This window comes from Desulfonatronum sp. SC1, assembly GCF_003046795.1.
GTDB lineage: Bacteria > Desulfobacterota > Desulfovibrionia > Desulfovibrionales > Desulfonatronaceae > Desulfonatronum.
In genome coordinates, this window is sequence record NZ_PZKN01000005.1 from 94,078 (window position 1) to 109,227 (window position 15,150).

Below are 15,150 nucleotides of genomic sequence, written 5' to 3' on the forward strand. Positions count from 1 at the left end.
AATGCCATCTGGGGTTTCTTTTCTCATTTCCATCATCACCCCAACATTCAACAGTGCTGCGTTCATGGCCCAAACCGCCGCCAGCGTCCGCTCCCAAACGCATCAAGACTGGGAATGGCTGATCACGGACGATTTTTCACAGGACGGTACATGGGCGAAGCTCCAGGCCCTGTGCGCTTCGGACAACAGGATCAAGGCTGTTCGCAACGATGCAAACAAGGGGCCCGCTTTTTCCCGTAATTGCTCTATGGACAGAGCCAAAGGGCAATATTTTGCCTTTCTTGACGCGGACGATGTTTGGCTTCCATCCAAGCTCGAAGCCCACCTGGATTTCATGACCTCTGGAAACATCCCGTTTTCTTTCACTGCGTTCGAAATCATTGACCAACATGGCCAATCCACGGGCAAGATCGTGGACGGCAAATCACAAATACCATTCAATTACAAGGATATGTTGCGTAAAAAGGCGACCATGGGCTGTTCCACGGTGATGATCGAACGGTCCCTGATCAGTGAATCGCGCATGCCCGAGTTACGCACAGGACAGGACTATGCTTTCTGGCTTGCTCTCTTGCGGACGGGTGTTCCCGCTACATGCCTTCCAATAGCGTTGACGAAATACCGGATAGTTCCTGGTTCGATTTCCAGAAATAAAATCGGCAAGGCTCGGCGGCAATGGCAAATATACCGTGAGCTTGAAAAGCTCGGATTCCTCGAAAGCGCGACCTGCTTTTCTTCGTACGCCTGGCGGGCCGTATTCAGAAAATAAGCTTTTTTGGCCTCACCAACAACGCAAACAACCACCTCCCAATGCCTCTGGATCACTCCCTGACATACACGGACGGCCGACTACGCAACCTAACGCATCGAATGCGTTTGCGGCACATTGCACGGCTTGCGAAAAAACATGTTCCCAGCCATGTCGCCAATTATGCCGACTTTGGCTGTTCCAACGGCTACCTGACAAATCTCTTGGCCGGATTAATTGGTGCACGGCAATCATATGGCTTTGATTCCAATACGGACAATCTCAAGGCAGCCCAGGCGGCCTATCCCACAATCAACTTTCAGAAGCTCGACCTGAACAAGCATCAGGCTGACCTTCCATTCGATTTTGTCACCTGCCTGGAAACCTTGGAACATGTTGGCAATCTCGACAATGCCCTGCAAGTATTGCTGAACAGCGTTAAACCCGGCGGCACGTTGCTGATCGCAGTTCCCATCGAGATCGGGCTAGTCGGTCTCGGCAAGATCATCGCCAAGAGAAGCCTTGGCAGGGAGCTTAAGGAACTTGGCATATTACCCAAGGACTATCTGTTAGCCTTGTTGCGCGGGCGGCGTCTGTCGCAATTCCGACCAGGGAAAGAGCGGTACGCAACACACCTGGGATTTGATTACCGTGACATTGATGATTTCTTGTGCAGTCGCAAGAACAAGGTACTGACCAAGGCCATCAACAAGTCCACAACCAGATTTTATGTGGTCCGGCATTCCGATGTTAATTTATTTTTGACGGACGCAAAAATCTGATTTCCCCATGACCACTATCCTGGCCACATTCCTCCTCGCCCTGCTTCTGGGGCTGATCCTGACCCCGCTGGCAGGCTGGTTTGGACGGGCAGTGGGGGCGGTGGACCGACCCGGCGGGCGCAGGGTGCATGACGGGACCATTCCCCGGGCCGGAGGGCTGGCGATTTTTATCGCCGTTTCACTGGCCCTGCTCGCTGCCTGGGCCTGGGGCACGGATGTCTCCAGGCTGATAATCCCGGATCGGTCTCTGCTCGGCCTGCTGGCCGGGGCGTTGATCGCCCTGGGGTTGGGACTTTATGACGACCTCTTCCGGTTGAATGCCTGGAGAAAGCTCCCGGTCCAGATTCTGGCGGCCTCGGCGGCCTATGCCGGGGGCATCGCTCTGGAAAAGTTTGCGTTGTTCGGCATGACTATCTTCTTCGACCCGGTCACCTCGTACATCTTGACCGTGTTCTGGTTCCTGCTGTTCATGAACGCCCTGAACCTGATGGACGGGCTGGACGGGCTGGTGGGAGGGATTGTTTTTTTCGCGTCCCTGGTGATGATCGTGCTGGCCATTCCGCGGGAGGATTATCTCACGGCCCTGTTTTTCGCGGCCCTGGCTGGTTCGGTGCTGGGCTTTCTGCGTTCCAATTTCCACCCGGCCTCGATCTTCCTGGGGGATGCCGGCACGTATTTTTTGGGCTATGCCATCGCCGGTTTCGGACTGATCACCTCGGTCAAGAGCCATGTGGGTGCCGCGATCCTGATCCCGATCCTGGCAATGGGCCTGCCGCTGCTGGACACCCTGTTGGCCGCAGTGCGCCGCTTCGTGCAGGGTAGCGGCGTTTTCCAGCCGGACAGCGACCATATCCACCACCGACTGCTTCAAATGGGCCTGGGTACGCGTAAGGCCGTCCTGCTGCTCTACGGCCTGACCGCGACGCTCTGCATTCTGGCCATTATCCTGGTAAACCTCCGTGACGAGCGCAGCGGCGTATTCCTGGTCCTGATTGGGGCCGGGGCCTTTCTGTTCGCCGGACGGCTGGGCTACATGGAAACCTTGCGGTTGCGCTGCATCCCAGGCTGGAACGAAACCATTCTCCGACGCAAGGACGACATGGCTCCAGGCCGAAGCACGGCATTGAACGAAATGCTTAAGAAACTGGAAAACGCCCGGAACCTGAACACGCTGCACCGGAATGCAGAAACGGCGATGCATGCGTTTGGCTTCGAGGGCCGCCTCGTCGTGTCCCTTGATGACGCGCAACAAGTCATATCTTCCGAGCCTGCCGACAAAATCAACCGCCTGCTGCTCCGAATTCCCTTGCTCAATGGCCAAGGGGGCCGCTTGGGAATCCTGATTCTGTCCAAAGACCCGCGAAACCGCTCCATGACCGGCTCATCCCTGGCCGATGCCGAACTGTTGCGCCGATCAGCAACAATAGCCCTTAACCGCCTGACAGCCACCACAACGACGTCTGCTCTCCCCTGAGCACGGTCAAGATCACTGCCCGTCGGCATCTCCAAGCATGCCAAGTCACCGGACCCGGTAGACCCTGGTCCAGGGAAAACGGTCCACCACCAGCTCAAAGTGCTCCGCGAACTCCTCGGGGTCGGCCAGGAGCATCTGGACCAGCATGGACTTGTACAGGGTCCTGTCCATCAGCAGTAACTGCTTCAGGGAGTCGTTATACACGGCAAAACGACCACTGTCGTTTCCCCACTGCTGTTCTCTCGACAGCTTTCCCTCGACATGGAGAAACCCGTCCAGCGGGATCGGTTCCCCTTGCGCCGGAACGATAAAACCGGTTTCCAGGTCGAATTGCACATCAGCGGACACTCGCTGCATCCTTCCGCCCTGCCCCTGCCCCGTGCGCAGGTCCCAGTTGCCGAAGGTGGTGATCCAATGCGCAAGATTCAGGTTGCCCCAGGAAAGCAGGAAGAGCTGTTCCGGGAGATCATCCGGCCAAGCGCGGCGGACCTCGGCCAAGTCGTCAACAATTGCTTGCGCCTCATCGGCTGGAATGTCTCGCCAATCGACCAGGGGCTGCTGAAGATAGAGCCGCCAAGGAATCTCGCCATCGTCAGACCCCGGCGAGCCGGCCCCGCGCCAATGCTCCATTTGGGAGCTGGTGACCAGCTTGATCATCTGCGCGGCCTGCATGGGCGAATCCGTGGAATGGACCAAGGCCAAGGGAAACAGGTAGTTCCGGGAATTCAGCGCACCGTCGCCAAAAGAGGCCCGCCGGGCATAGTATTGCGTCGCATAGCCGTAGTCCCACCACAGCCAGACCCTGGCGTTCTTTGCGGCCACGTCGCGCAGCTCCTGGAGGGTCTCGGCATAGGCCCGGGACATGACCGGTTGGGGAGACAAACCCTCGGCCTGGGCCCAAATCAGGGCCGCGGCCACAAGCCCGAAGGCGCTGAGCACCAGCGCCCCGACACGTTGGCGCAGCCCCAGGTTGCGCAACAACAGGGCCAATCCGATTCCCAGCCCCAGCCCCGCGGGCACCCCCCCGTACATGGTGAACCGGGCCCCCAGCTTGACCGAGCCGAGGGCCAGAGCCATTAACGGCAAAAAAATCAGGTACAAGGGCCTGTGCCAACAAAGATAGACATAGCCGACCACCCCGGCAGCGAAAATCCACCACGTCCCTCCGGAGCGCTCAGCCATGAAAAACGGCGAAAGCAGACGGGCCTCGCGAACGCTTTGCATCACCGACGGCCAGGCCAGATCAGCGGCGGTCTGATTGCCTTCACCGAGCAGGGGGGCGTATTTCCCTAGCTGTCGCATGACCTCGAAAAAAAGAAGGTGGATTTCCGCGCCGATCAGCACCAAGGCGACAATCCCGACAACCGCGATACCCAGCGGCCCTCTTTTCTCAAAGTGTCTGGACAGGGGGCCGAAAACCAGCCCCATTAGCCCGAGAATCACCAGACCAAAGGGCAGGTTCACGGCCAAAACATACACCGCGCCCAGGACCGATCCCAACAGAACTCGTTGCCGCATATCCCGTCCCAGGACCAGCGTCAGAACAAGCCCCATGCCCACGATCCCCGCCAGGATCGGCAGGCCGGAGGCATAGAAACGCAGGTATCCCCAGCCCAGAAGCCCCAGGCCAAGACACCCCGCGATCAGACCGGCCATGCCCGGTTCCGGTCTCTCGCTCTCCGGATCGGAACGGCTCGGCAGCCCGCGATCCAAAAAAACCAGCAGCCCAACGGCAATAAGTACGGGCAGCAACAGGGAGAGCATGTCATGGTCATAATATCCCAGCCGAGTGCGGATCAAAAATCCCATGCTCCCCCCGGCCAGGATGCCCATGGGCAGGACGGCCTCAGGCGCTCCCTCCCGCCAAGCTAGAAAGGCCAGGGGAAAGACCACCAGCGGAGCGAGAAACACCGGCAGCCAGAACCCCAGTTGATTCAGAGACATTCCAGTGACTGCTTGGAAAAACCGGGTCAACCGGAAAAAGCCTTCGTGGTCCGGGTGCGGCCGCCCCGTTCCCTGGGCCCCAGCCAGAAAATAATAGGCATCGTGGGTGGACATCAGCGGCTCGCCCTGGACCTGAAACCACTCGCTGTTCCAGGCAGGGGCTTCCATCAGACGCAGGTTCAGGCAGACGGCAAAAGCCAAAATCGAGGCCAAAATCGTGAGGAGGAGCAAGAGGCGCCGGGATGGTTGAGGGGCAAGGCCAGGGGAAGATGCCGAGGATGGCGCGGAAAAAGGCGCGGAAGATGGGCCGTCAATCATGTCAGCTCCAGATGATTCATCAATTCGTGTACGGACATATGCTGTTTCAGACATGATCGAGTATCTTTGATGGATGCACAGATCAGCGACACCGACAAACGGGGAAAGAGGCGGGACGGGATAGGCTGTGGTCAAGGTCGCGGAATAAGATTAAAATCGTCATGACGTCTCCCGGCAATATGTCAATTCATGGCCACTCAAGAAATTTTGCAACATCGAAAAATTTTCGATTTCAAACCTACTCGTCAAACTTACTGAAATCAAACTTCCCGTTCCACACTCCATGGACCCATCAAAGTCCCCTGCATCGCAAAATCTGACTCCCTCATAGCCTTGTTATCACTGGATACTTTGCTTGACACGTTCCGTGATGAACTTTTTGCCTGTTTAGTAATAACATGCAGCCATGCGATTTTGACGTAGAACTGCTGGAAGCTGTCCAGGACATATAGACAAACTTCTTGAAACAGATTAATGTTGACTCCAAATATCCGACAAGGGCAAAACATCCGAAAGGATGCGACGCAAAGCCACCGGCCTACGTTTCGTGCAAACGGGATAGGGTAGCGGGGTCGCCGGACTGTTAAGGATACGATCCTTTTTCCAGCTTCCTTCCCCGCCCTGCGACCTTTCCGGTCCGCTCGCGTGCTCTTCCCCTTTCGCGATATTCGGCTCGTTCCCTCGTCCTTCCGGCAACCGATCCAAACCATGACCACCGTTCCGGGTCGTTTAGAATCGGCCCCTTTGTCATGAGTTAGCTTTGGAGTCAGGGTTCTTAATGTCAAACCGTGCGATGACAAACAATGGATTCCCAGATGCAATGGCTGGAAAAGCATCCGGACTAAGCATCATTGAGGTGTTGGTGGTTGTGGCGATTATCTCCATCATCGCGGCAATGGGCATCCCCTCTTTGCAATACTTTGTGCACAGAACTCGGATTTCGACTACTGCCGACGAATTCGTGAGCACCCTGAGCTTTGCCCGGAGCGAAGCCATCAAGCGCGGGCATAGGGTCACGGTGTGCAAAAGCGCCGACGGTGAAGACTGCACCGAAAACGGCGACTGGGAGCAAGGCTGGATCGTATTCCTTGATCCGGCCAACCCTGACGATTTCGAAGATTCCGGCCTGATTCTCAGGTACCACGGGGCCTTGGCCAAGGGTATGACAATGACCGGCGACAATGACAGCGGGAATAAAACGAATGTCAGCGACTATGTTTCCTACGTGGCCGGAGGAGCGACGCAACTGTCCCAGGACGGAACAATCAGGCTGTGCGGTTGGAATCGCGGCGTGAACTTCGATGTTGCCGTGTCGGGCAGGGTCCGCATGGAGAGGGTTTCCTGCCCGTGAAGGTCATGCTGATCCGCGGGAAAAGGCCCAAGACATCCAGGGCAACCGCCGACCAAGAGAACGCCATGCGGTATGTTTTGAAAGTTTCATGTAAAATATTCACAAGGAGCATTTCATGAGGCATGTCTTCCTGCTTCTTCTGGCCTTGACGCTCACTGCCGGCGTTGCCCGCGCCCAGTCCGATCTCGTGGTCTACAACATCCGTGGTCTGTCCGCGGCAGCATGGAACGGTTCCCAGCTGAACTGGACCTCGCCCAGGGATTCCAAGCATGCCAACGTGACCCCCGGGTCGATAGTCGTCAGGAAGGGAACCACGGTGTACGACAGTAACTGGTGGGGCTATAAAAGCGAGAACATGTGGCTCATCAACTGGCCGCAGACGTTTGAGACGCTGAACATGGGGCAGGACTACTACGAGTTTACCGTCAGCGCGGACAATCCGAACACGCACCGGATGAACCTGACCAGCATCTCCGTGGGCGTGGCCCGCGAGGCTTACGATAACTTCATCGGCGGGGACAAAAAAGGCGCGCGGATATACCGGTTGTATTCCAGCATCGACGGGTATGATAAAGACAACCACATCGCCCAGTTGACCCTGCCCGCCCCTTTCAGCGACCCGAACAACCAGCGCATTGACCAAGGGGTGCTCACCGCCAACCTGGGCTCCCAATATGATAACATCCCCACGGTGACGTTCAGGGTCTACGGGTATGGGGATTCCAATATGGACCCCAACAAAGATCCTGAGCAGATCAGAGGCGGAGGAGGCATTGCCAACTTTGCCGGGTCCTTTGAGCATCGGATTTCGGAAATCGAGCCATTGGTTCCGTACACCGTGGCCGGAACAGGCTCCAACATCATTGTCCGGGGGACCGTGGTCAGCGGTTCAACCCCGCCCAACCGCACAGTGAGCACGAACAAACAGGGCTTGGGCACCATTTCCCCGACTTCGCAAACCGTTGCCCACGGCTCCACCACGTCGTTCAGCATCACGCCGAGCGGTGGCAATGCCATTGTCAACGCGACCGGGTGCGGAGGCACGCTGTGGCGCGATTCCACCTCCAACAGCGGCATCTATTATACGGCCGCCGTGACCCAGAACTGCACGGTTTCCGTGGAATTCGGCCTGATTCGGGAGGTCACGGCCACAGCCAGTCCCGGAGGCCAGGTTTCTCCCACTGGGACATTCAACGTGGCCAGCGGGACTCCAGCAGTCTTCAGCGCGGTTGCCAACTACGGCATGCTGCGCGGCGCAGTGGGCGGCACGTGCCCGACCGGTTCATGGAGCGGCGACACCTACACCACAGGCAATATCACCTCCAACTGCACGGCTCATTTTAATTTCACAAGCGAGAGCCACACCGTGTCGGCCAGCGCCGGGTCCAACGGCAGCGTCACGCCCTCGTCCCGCACGGTCAGCCACGGCAACCCGGCCGGCTTCACGGTCACGCCCGTCTCGGGTTATCTGCACGGCGCCGTGGGCGGCTCGTGTCCGTCCGGGTCCTTCAGCGGCAACACCTACACCATCCCAAGTGTCATTTCCAGCTGCTCCGTGGAGTTCAACTTCACCCAGAACACGCATCCCGTGACCTCGAGCGTTGGACCCAACGGCACGGTTTCCCCGCTGGGAACGCGTCAGGTGGCCCACGGCGCGACATTCAGCTACACGGTCACACCGGCGGGCGGGTATGAACACGGCGAGGTGGGCGGGGATTGCCCGCCGGGGGCCAGCGGCGGGTGGAGCGGCAACACCTACACCACCGGGGGCATCACCAATGCCTGCGACATCAGCTTCAGCTTCACCCAGGCCAAGCGTACGGTAACCGCGCAGGTCAGCGAGGGTGGCACGGTCTCGCCCTCTTCCCAGCAGGTGGCACAGGGGGGCACGGCCAGCTTCACGGTCACGCCACCAACGAACAAACACTACCACGGCGGAGAAACAGGAACATGCCCGAAAGGTTCATGGAACGGCAATGTCTATACCACGGGTGTAGTGGACACAAATTGCTCGATCAATTTTAGCTTTGCCACGGGACAACGCACCGTCACGGCCACGGTCGGGCCCAACGGCATGATCACGCCCGGTATGCGCCAAGTGGGTTTCGGCTCCACGGCCAGCTTCACGGTGGTGCCGGACTTCGGCTTCTTCAAGCGCCCCATGGGCGGCAATTGCCCCAAGGGTTCGTTCAACGGCAACACCTACACCACGGGCCCGATCACATCCAACTGCACGCTCAACGCGAGCTTCAGCCGGTCGCGCCACGGCATGTCGCCCGGCGTGATCCTGCTGCTGCTGGGCGATTGAGGCCGGACCGGCCTGGGGAGGCGCTTTGCGCATGGACAATGGACACGATCCTCTTCTTTCGGCCCCTCCGAGGCAGAGAACCCCTCGCGGTTTTTCCCTGCTTGAGGTCCTGGTCGGCCTGCTCATCCTGGCGATAGGTCTGCTGGGTTTGGCCGCATTGCAGGTCAGATCGCTGCAGCATAATAACGACGCCTACTTCCGCTCCCAGGCAACACTGATGTCCTATGACATTATCGACAGGATGCGGGCCAATCGCCCCAATGCCTCCCAGTATGTCATCGATTTCGGGGAGGGGCCGGCCGTGAATCTGCCGGACACGGTCAAGACGGACCTGGAGCAGTGGAAGGACGCCCTGGCCACGGTCTTCCCGGGATCCGGCGGAGATGGTGCTATAGAAATGAACGATTTAGTGGTCACCGTGAGGATCGCCTGGAAGGAGTCCGGCGATGCACCCCTGCAGGAATTTGCAACCCAGTCCGAGCTGTGAGGACGCGAGCATGAACGACACCGTGCATAAACAGAGGGGGCTGACCATAGTCGAGGCCTTGGTGACCATGGTCATCCTGATGATCGTCCTGGGCGGCGTATATCAGATCTTTCAAAGCGTCACCCTGACCTACCGGATGCAGGCAGGCCTCTCCCGGGTGCAGGAGAACGGGCGTTTCGCCCTGGACTTCATCACCAGGGACGTACGGCAGGCGGGATATCGCGGCTGCGTTTCCTCCGGCCCCCTGACCAACACCCTCAACAATGCAACAGATTGGGCGTATGATTTCAATGTGGGAGTGTTCGGGTATGACGATGTGGGGACGTCGGTTTCCGATCTCGAGAACTTGCCGACTCGCGCCGGGTCTGATGTCATTGTCGTTCGCACCATGGCTGGTGATTCCGTACAGTTAGTCCAGAATAAGGAGTCAGCAAACTTAACCGTGGAAGTCACCTCTGATGAACCTAAGGCTTGTGATGGCGCACAGCGAGTCAGTGGTCTTTGCGAGGGAGATATCCTTTTGATTTCCGATTGCGTCAAATCACGAGTTTTTCAAATATCTAGTTTTCAAAAAATACCAGCGGGTTTGCGTATTGTGCATGGTGTATCAGGCGACCCGGGGAACATGCCTGAGTATGCTTCCTGGGGCGGGGCCAGCGCACCCGATAATGAGCGCTTCGGTCCGGACTCCGAGATAATGAAAGTGGCGACCTTGATTTATCATGTGCGGGACAATTTTGCCCTGTATCGAAAAGAGGGGACAGCAGCCGCGCAACCCCTTGTCGAGGGGGTGGAGACCATGCAGGTTCTGTATGGCGAGGATACGGACGGTGACGGGATCGTGAACGAGTATGTCGTTGCCGACGAAGTCGGTGACTGGGAAAGGGTGCGCAGCATCCAGATCGGCCTGCTGATGCGGACCATGGAGGAAATTCGGGGTATGGATCCGCACACGAAGCCCTATGACGTCTTAGAAACAGAATTTGGCCCTTACAACGATCGGCATATCCGGCGTGTTTTTACAACCACGATCGGCCTGCGCAACAGACTGAAATAGCGAGAAGAAACATGCGACGCAAACCTCCTCCTGAAATCGCAAGCTCGAGCACCGAACAAGGCTCGACCCTGGTTCTGGCCCTGGTCATTCTTCTGGTGCTGACTCTCATCGGTGTTGCCGGGATGAATTCCACGTCCCAGCAGGAAAAGATGGCCGGGAACCTGCGGGACAAGGACCTCGCGTTCCAGGCCGCCGAGGCGGCGTTGCGCGAAGCCGAGCAGTTTCTCCAGGTCGCGTCCTTGCCGGCTTTCGAGGGGACCGACGGTCTTCATCAGCCCGACAGGACCCTGTGGCTGCATCCAGCCACCTGGGCCGCTAACAGCACTGTTTCCGTGGAGTATGACGTGGGGGTCCAGGGAGTTGCGCTACAGCCCAGGACGATCATCGAGGAACTGGAGCCTGTTCAACTGGACGGGGAAAGCGTCAAATTCGGGGAAATGCCGGATATCGCCATGTTCCGGGCGACAGCCAGAGGGGTTGGCGGCACGGCTGGCGCAGAGGTGATCCTTCAGACAATAATCAGGCGCTGATCCAACCTTTTGGAGGTTTGCGCAATGCAAAAGAACTCTTTCATGTTACCCCGCCTTGCGGTTGTTCTTTTGGGAACAGTCATGGCCATGCATTTCGGGATCGCATCCCATGCCGCTGATCCTGGAAAGACGTTTGAGGCATTCATCGAGTATATCGGCAAGGACCATATTCTGGCACAGGATCAGCTTTTCCCGTTGCAACTGTCCAGCGTTTCGTCCGAAACAGGAAAGCAGAAAGTAGGGACGCTTTTCTATCTTCCGGAGGACGACATCTATTTATCCCATCAAAACTTGATGGACGTCGGCCACATAACCCTTGGAAGAATTTTTCTTGAGGCGGGATTCGTCCACCGGATTGAGATCCTGGAAATGCACCAATAGGAATCATGGAGATGGGCATGAAAAAAACCATTTGTTCCATATTGTTTCTGGCCTGTTTATTTTGCGCGACATCCGTACATGCGGCGGTGTCCGACATGCCCTTGTTCCTTGTAGCCGGAGCCGAACCCAATGTGCTTTTCAACCTGTCCATTGAAACACCCGTGGGCGGGGCCGCATATCCAGATCACGCGGATGCCGCGACAGGGTGTACCGGACGCTGGGCATCCGGAGGCAACACCTACGGCGTGTGCTATTTCCCGACGCAGGAATACATCGGCCTTTTTGATCCGAAAAAGTGCTACACGTACGGTGACGAGTACTTCATCCCCGCCGGGAGTACCAATGCCAGCCACCAATGCAGCGGGTTGTTCAGCGGCAATTTCCTGAACTGGGCGACCATGACCGCCAACGATGCTTTTGTCTGGACCATGACCGGAGGAGATCGCGTTCAGGATACCGAGAGCATTACAGTGGTGCAGCGCGCCCGCAAGTACAACAATGATTCCTGGTTCCCGCACAAGCTGGTCAACTCCACCCGGAATGTGGCACCTTCTACAATCATGCCCTGGAATGTGACCAATGTCTACGTCAACAATACGGATACCGGTACGGGAGATACTTTTCTGCCCAGGGTCACCTTCGGCACGACCAGGGCCGGCACCAACCTTGGCCTGGGCACATACAATGTCAGGGTCCAGGTCTGCGACTCCACCCTGGGACTGGAAACCAACTGCCAGAGATACGGCAGCCATTACAAACCCGAAGGCTTGATCCAGCGCAACGCCAAGAGAATGCGTTTCGCCGTGACCAGTTATATTCTGGACAACAGCACCAGCAGGCATGGCGGCGTGCTGCGCTCCAACATGAAGTTTGTCGGGCCGGTCCTGCCGGACGGGACGGACAACACGAAAAAGGAGTACGGAACAGACGGCATTCTCATCAACGATCCCGAAGGGCTTGCCGGCACCGGAGGAGTCAGCCACAGCGGGATAATAAACTACATCAACATGCACAGCCGCTACGGCTACAAGAATCACGACCCCATCAGCGAACTCTATTATGAAAGCCTGCGTTACCTGCAGAATCTTGCTCCAACGCCGGAGTATTTCAATATAACGAACAACAATCAAAAGGGCGCGTTTCCCGTGATCACCGACTGGGAGGACCCGTACATCAACTGGTGCCAGCGATGCTTCATCGTCGGGGTCAATGACGCCAACCCGTGGTACGACAAGAGACTGCCGGGGACGTTTTTCACGAGCCAGAATTTCGGCAATATTTCCTTGAACGCCGGATCTCAGGACTGGGGTGAACCAAGCAATGCCGGCGATTATCCGATCAATGTGCGGGAATGGACCAACAAGGTCGGTGAAATCCAGGGCATCAACAACACCTATAGAAAAATCGGCTGCACCGCGAACAACTGTGACTGGAATGCAAGTAATGAAAAACTCATCCCTGGCCTGGGAGAGGTGGCCGGCACCTATCCTTATGGCCCCAAGCAAAACTCCTACTATATCGCCGGTCTCGCCTTTTACGCCAACACTCAGGACATGAGGCCGGATTTGCCGAACAAGCAAACCGTGTCGACGTTCATGATCGACACCCAGGAGTTCCAGGCCAACCCCCTTGTCGGAGAGATGAATATGCTTTGGCTGGTGGGCAAGTACGGGGGGTTCATCGACAAGAACGACAACGGTATTCCTGATCTGGTTGAAGAGTGGGACACCGTGGGCGACGGCGAGCCGGACAACTATGTTCTGGCCACCAATCCCGCGAAGCTGGTGGAGGGGCTCTCCGCTTCCTTTCTGGATGTCATCCGGCGCACCTCCTCAGGGGCTTCAATTGCCACCAACACCACCCGCCTGGGCACGGAAACCCTGATCTACCAGGCCAAGTTCAACAGTGACGACTGGAGCGGCCAGATCGTAGCCTACCAGGTGAATCCGGACGGCTCCGTGGGCGATGTGGTTTGGGATACCGACGATACAGGAACGTTCCCCCCCAACCATTCAGCCCGAAAGATCTACACCTGGAACGGAACCTCCGGTATTGAATTTACGGAAGACAAATGGTCCAGCCTGCATGCTGATCAACGGGAAGATCTCCAAGCCGGTGGGAGTGAGGCCGAAGGCAAGCAACGCCTGAACTGGTTACGCGGTGACGTCAGCCTTGAAAGAAAAAACAACGGGCCATTTCGCAACCGTTCCGTGCTTCTTGGGGATATTGTCAACTCGGATCCGAATTTTGTCGGAACGGCGAATTTCGGATATGAACGACTGCCCGTGGATGTTCCCGGACAAGACTCATATCTCGCGTTCCGGGAGTGGTCCAGGGATAATCGCCGCAAGATGCTCTATGTCGGTGCCAACGACGGCATGCTGCACGCGTTTGACGCGGAAACAGGCCAAGAGCAGTTCGCCTTTATTCCCAAGGACGTTTTTCCCAGGCTGGCCAGCTTGACTGACCCCGACTATACCCACAAATATTATGTGGACGGCTCCCCTTTTGTCGGGGATGCCTACATTGACGGACAATGGAGGACCATCCTGGTCGGCACCACGGGCGCCGGAGGCCGGTCCGTTTTTGCCCTGGACGTGACCAACCCGGACCTCTTTGACGAAACTAAGGTCCTCTGGGAATTCACCCATGCCGATTTGGGGTACACCATTGGCCAGCCCGTTATCGCCCGGATGCAGACTGGGGACTGGGCCGTGATCTTCGGCAACGGCTTCGGAATGAATCTGAGCGCCAAGCTGTTTATCGTGAACGCCTCAACTCGGGCCTTGATCAAAATGATCGACACACAGGCAGGCGGTGACAACGGCTTGGCCACTCCGGCCCTGCTGCCGGATGCTTACCGTACTATTGATTATGCCTATGCCGGAGACCTCAAAGGCAACCTTTGGAAGTTTGATTTATCCCATAAATCATCAATTGCTCAATGGAAATCAGCGTATCCCAAAACGGGTTCTACACCCGCTCCGCTTTTCACTGCGCGCAACGCCGCGGGCCAGGTGCAACCCATCACGGCGCCCATGGAAATCATCCGGCGCGGTGCTGATCACATCATATTGTTCGGCACGGGCAAGTATTTCGAGGTGGGGGACCACATCGTGGGAAATGATCCCCCCATTCAGAGCTTCTACGGCATTCTTGACAATGGTTCGAGGATCACGAACTTCGACAGGAATGATGCCGACTTCCTCCTGGTGGAACAAGAGATCATCCATGAAGGGATCGAGGAGTTCGAAACGCCGGATGCCGAAACCGTTTCCTGGCCCGTGCGGGTAGTGACGGACAACCCTGTAGACTATACCGATAAACGGGGCTGGTATCTCGACTTGGTCTCTCCGAAGCTCGGCCTGCAGGGAGAGCGGGTGGTCAGTGCGGCCTTGGCCCGTTCCGGGCGGATTATCTTCACGACCCTGATTCCGTCGGAGGATCCCTGTGAATTTGGCGGGACCAGTTGGCTGATGGAACTGGACAGCCAAACAGGTGGGCGCTTGAGTTATTCAGTTTTTGATTTGAATTCCGATGGTCAGTTCAACCAGGCCGATTACGTGACCATCGTCATAGACGGAAAAGAAGTAAGCGTTCCGGTCAGTGGCTTGCAGTCTTCAGTTGGCATTATCAAAACACCGGCAATTATTTCAGCTGTTGACGTGGAGTATAAATTTTTCGGCGGATCAAGTGGAGATATTGAATCAATAAAGGAAAAAGGGAGTGAAGTGTCAGGAAGACAATCCTGGCGACAGTTACGATAGGCC

The 15,150-nt window shown here is 57.0% G+C and carries 11 protein-coding genes and 1 riboswitch; of the genes, 10 read left to right on the forward strand and 1 reads right to left on the reverse strand.

Annotation, left to right across the window (positions count from 1 at the left end; genetic code table 11):
- The first annotated feature begins 1 nt into the window (after window position 1).
- The 3 genes from C6366_RS04240 to C6366_RS04250 all read left to right on the forward strand — a co-directional run bounded on the left by C6366_RS04240 (window position 2) and on the right by C6366_RS04250 (window position 3,004).
- Window positions 2-769, forward strand: a complete 768-nt coding sequence (locus C6366_RS04240; protein WP_107736103.1) for a glycosyltransferase family 2 protein — start codon at window positions 2-4, stop codon at window positions 767-769.
- Window positions 770-876: 107 nt separating this feature from the next.
- Window positions 877-1,530, forward strand: a complete 654-nt coding sequence (locus C6366_RS04245; protein WP_158269634.1) for a bifunctional 2-polyprenyl-6-hydroxyphenol methylase/3-demethylubiquinol 3-O-methyltransferase UbiG — start codon at window positions 877-879, stop codon at window positions 1,528-1,530.
- Between the two features lie 7 nt (window positions 1,531-1,537).
- Window positions 1,538-3,004 (forward strand): MraY family glycosyltransferase, encoded by a 1,467-nt coding sequence (locus C6366_RS04250; RefSeq protein WP_107736105.1) that lies wholly within the window; start codon window positions 1,538-1,540, stop codon window positions 3,002-3,004.
- 45 nt (window positions 3,005-3,049) lie between these two features.
- Here C6366_RS04250 and C6366_RS04255 read toward each other — a convergent pair whose 3' ends face one another.
- Window positions 3,050-5,266 (reverse strand): STT3 domain-containing protein, encoded by a 2,217-nt coding sequence (locus tag C6366_RS04255; RefSeq protein WP_158269635.1) that lies wholly within the window; start codon window positions 5,264-5,266, stop codon window positions 3,050-3,052.
- Window positions 5,267-5,755: 489 nt separating this feature from the next.
- A riboswitch (cyclic di-GMP riboswitch) is annotated at window positions 5,756-5,846 on the forward strand.
- A gap of 240 nt (window positions 5,847-6,086) precedes the next feature.
- On the opposite strand from C6366_RS04255, the gene C6366_RS04260 reads away from it, so the two are divergent.
- From C6366_RS04260 to C6366_RS04290, 7 genes are all read left to right on the forward strand, one after another.
- A complete protein-coding gene (locus C6366_RS04260) occupies window positions 6,087-6,617 on the forward strand; it encodes a GspH/FimT family pseudopilin (protein WP_158269636.1) in 531 nt (176 codons plus the stop codon).
- A gap of 115 nt (window positions 6,618-6,732) precedes the next feature.
- Window positions 6,733-8,925 carry a hypothetical protein gene (locus tag C6366_RS04265; protein WP_107736108.1) on the forward strand — a complete coding sequence of 731 codons (2,193 nt, stop codon included), beginning with the start codon at window positions 6,733-6,735 and terminating at the stop codon, window positions 8,923-8,925.
- Between the two features lie 31 nt (window positions 8,926-8,956).
- Window positions 8,957-9,412, forward strand: a complete 456-nt coding sequence (gene pilV / locus C6366_RS04270; RefSeq protein ID WP_107736109.1) for a type IV pilus modification protein PilV — start codon at window positions 8,957-8,959, stop codon at window positions 9,410-9,412.
- 10 nt (window positions 9,413-9,422) lie between these two features.
- Window positions 9,423-10,469, forward strand: a complete 1,047-nt coding sequence (locus C6366_RS04275; protein WP_158269642.1) for a PilW family protein — start codon at window positions 9,423-9,425, stop codon at window positions 10,467-10,469.
- Window positions 10,470-10,480: 11 nt separating this feature from the next.
- A complete protein-coding gene (locus C6366_RS04280; protein ID WP_107736111.1) occupies window positions 10,481-10,999 on the forward strand; it encodes a PilX N-terminal domain-containing pilus assembly protein in 519 nt (172 codons plus the stop codon).
- A gap of 81 nt (window positions 11,000-11,080) precedes the next feature.
- Window positions 11,081-11,380, forward strand: a complete 300-nt coding sequence (locus tag C6366_RS04285; protein ID WP_146164764.1) for a hypothetical protein — start codon at window positions 11,081-11,083, stop codon at window positions 11,378-11,380.
- 17 nt (window positions 11,381-11,397) lie between these two features.
- Window positions 11,398-15,147 carry a pilus assembly protein gene (locus C6366_RS04290; RefSeq protein ID WP_158269637.1) on the forward strand — a complete coding sequence of 1,250 codons (3,750 nt, stop codon included), beginning with the start codon at window positions 11,398-11,400 and terminating at the stop codon, window positions 15,145-15,147.
- Window positions 15,148-15,150: the final 3 nt, after the last annotated feature.